This is a genomic window from Thauera sp. WH-2, from assembly GCF_048321015.1.
Classification (GTDB): Bacteria; Pseudomonadota; Gammaproteobacteria; order Burkholderiales; family Rhodocyclaceae; genus Thauera.
This window is the reverse complement of the sequence record NZ_JBLWFG010000023.1, coordinates 1-2,209: the sequence shown is the minus strand read 5'-3', so window position 1 is coordinate 2,209 and position 2,209 is coordinate 1. Positions and strand designations below refer to the sequence as shown.

The 2,209-nt window shown below is 67.6% G+C and carries 2 protein-coding genes; both read right to left on the bottom strand.

The window, feature by feature from the left end; genetic code table 11:
* Nucleotides 1-62 precede the first annotated feature (62 nt).
* The gene (istB, locus tag ACNKW1_RS15680; protein WP_418365506.1) at nt 63-857 is read right to left on the bottom strand and encodes an IS21-like element helper ATPase IstB; all 795 of its coding nucleotides are present in this window, start codon (nt 855-857) and stop codon (nt 63-65) included.
* Entirely contained in the window at nt 857-2,077 is a 1,221-nt protein-coding gene (istA, locus tag ACNKW1_RS15675; RefSeq protein WP_418365507.1) for an IS21 family transposase, read from the bottom strand. The genes istB and istA overlap by 1 nt, the downstream gene beginning before the upstream one ends.
* Between the last annotated feature and the right edge of the window lie 132 nt (nt 2,078-2,209).

Here is a 2,209-nt window from a genome sequence, read left to right as displayed (position 1 = left end):
TGTCAAGCGACACGAAGATTTAACCCCCTGACGACATCTGGAATTGACCCTCCCTGGGTTAATCAACTCTCCGACGTGATCGGGGTAGGGGTGGGGGCAGCGGCCTTCTGCAGAAGGCCGCTGCGGCGCTTGTCGCGCAGCCGGTAGCTGTCGCCCCGGATCGTGATGACCTGGCTGTGGTGCAGCAGCCGATCGAGGATAGCGGTGGCGGCGACCGCGTCGCCGAACACCTGCCCCCACTCGCCAACCGGCCGGTTGCTGGTGATCAACATGCTGGCCCGCTCGTAGCGCCGCGACACGAGCTGGAAGAACAGGTGCGCGGCCGCCGGTTCGAGCGGCAGGTAGCCCAGTTCATCGATGATCAACAGCTTGGGCTTCGAGAGCTGCAACAGCTTCTCCTCGAGCCGGCCATCGGCGTGCGCCTTCGTCAGCCCGGCCATCAGCGCCGCCGCCGAGGTGAAGAGCACCGTATAGCCGCGATCCACCGCTTCGCGCCCCAGTGCGACCGCCAGGTGCGTCTTACCCACGCCCGGCGGGCCGAGCAGCAACAAGGCCTGACCGTGGCCGATCCAGCGCCCGGTGGACAGATCCCGGATCTGCCCCGGATCGATCGAGGGCTGTGCGTCGAAGTCGAAGCCTTCGAGCGTGCGTGTGCACGGGAAGCGGGCGAGCTTCATGCCCATCTGGATGCGCCGGGTGTCGCGCCGGGCGACCTCGCGCTCGGCCAGGAACAGCAGCGCTTCGCGCAGCGTCATCTGCGCCCGGCTGGCTTCGTCGAGCAGACTGTCGAGCTGGTCGCGGATCGCCGTGAGCCGCAGCCGGGTGAGCAATTCGTCGAGTCGTTCGGGTTCGAGCATCACCAGCCTCCTCCGACGAGCGCTTCGTATTCGGCCAGCGGGCGCAGCAACGCATCGGTGGGCGGCGGCGCCTCGATCTCGGCCGGCGGCGGCGATCCACCCAGCAGATGGCTGCGCTCGATGCTACGCCCCCGACTGCCGGAGAGTTCCGCGTGGCGAGCCACTTCCTCGCCGGCGTACTCGACCGCCACGGTGTCGCCGCTGACGACGACCGTGACGGTCTCGCCAATCAAGCGCCACGGCACGCTGTAGGCGTTGGTGTCGAGCTCGATGCAGCCCTCGGCATTGACCCGGCGTACGAGCTCACGCACCTGCAGGAAGGGGGCGACTCCGGCAATCGGGTGCAGGTGCTCTCGCTCCAACTCGAAGCGCTCAGCGGGCGTGACACCTGTCGTGCCGTGGATGCGCACATCGGCCACCTCGCGCTGCCAGCGCGCCAGGTGCGCCTCCATCGCCGCCCAGCTCTCGAAGGCGTGACCGGCGATGGCGTTCTTCTTCACGTAGCCCACGCCGTTCTCGGTCTTGCCCTTGGTGCGGGCGCGAAACGGCGCGCATGCCCGGGCAGCGATGTCCCAATGCCGGCAGAACGCCTCGAAGCGGCTGTTGAGCCGAACCTGGCGCGTCTGTGTGTCGTGCTTGTCGACCAGCGCCTTGGCGTTGTCGATGAGCAGCGTCTGCGGCCGTCCGCCGAAATGCGCAAACGCCGCCTCGATCCCGGCGAACCACGCGCTCTGGCGCTCGTGCCGGAACGCGCATGCAAACCCCCGGCGCGAAAAGCCCAGCGTCGCCACGAACAGGAAGACCCGCACCGGCTCGCCGCCGATCAGCACACGCGTCTGGCCGAAGTCGATCTGCATCTGCTCGCCCGGCGCGGTCTCGAAGCGGATCGTCGCACGGCGGCTCGCTTCAAGCTCCTGGCGGAACCCTCGGCACGCGCGCTCGACCGTGCGCAGGCTCGTGTCGATCCCGAGTTCCTTGCTCAACTGCTGACGCACCACGTCGCAGTTGCCCCGGTGCTGCAGGAAACGCTCCCGCAGCCATGTTTCATGACCGCCCAGCACGCTGTCGCGCTGCGGCTGTCGGTAGGGCACCGGCCCGCCTGCATTCAGATAGCGCCGCACCGTGTTGCGCGCGATGCCCAACGTCCTCGCGATCCGCTTCGCGCCCCACCCTGACTGCCCCAACCGAACGATCGTCGTGACCGCCTCCGGCTCCAACATCTCCCGCACTCCGCAAACCAGACGGCGTACAGGATTCACCTCGATGTGCTTCGTTTCCAACAGTGGCCTCCTTGCGAACGAGGGGTCAGTTCCTCGTGTCGCTAGGGGGGCAATTTACGGTGTCGCCTGACA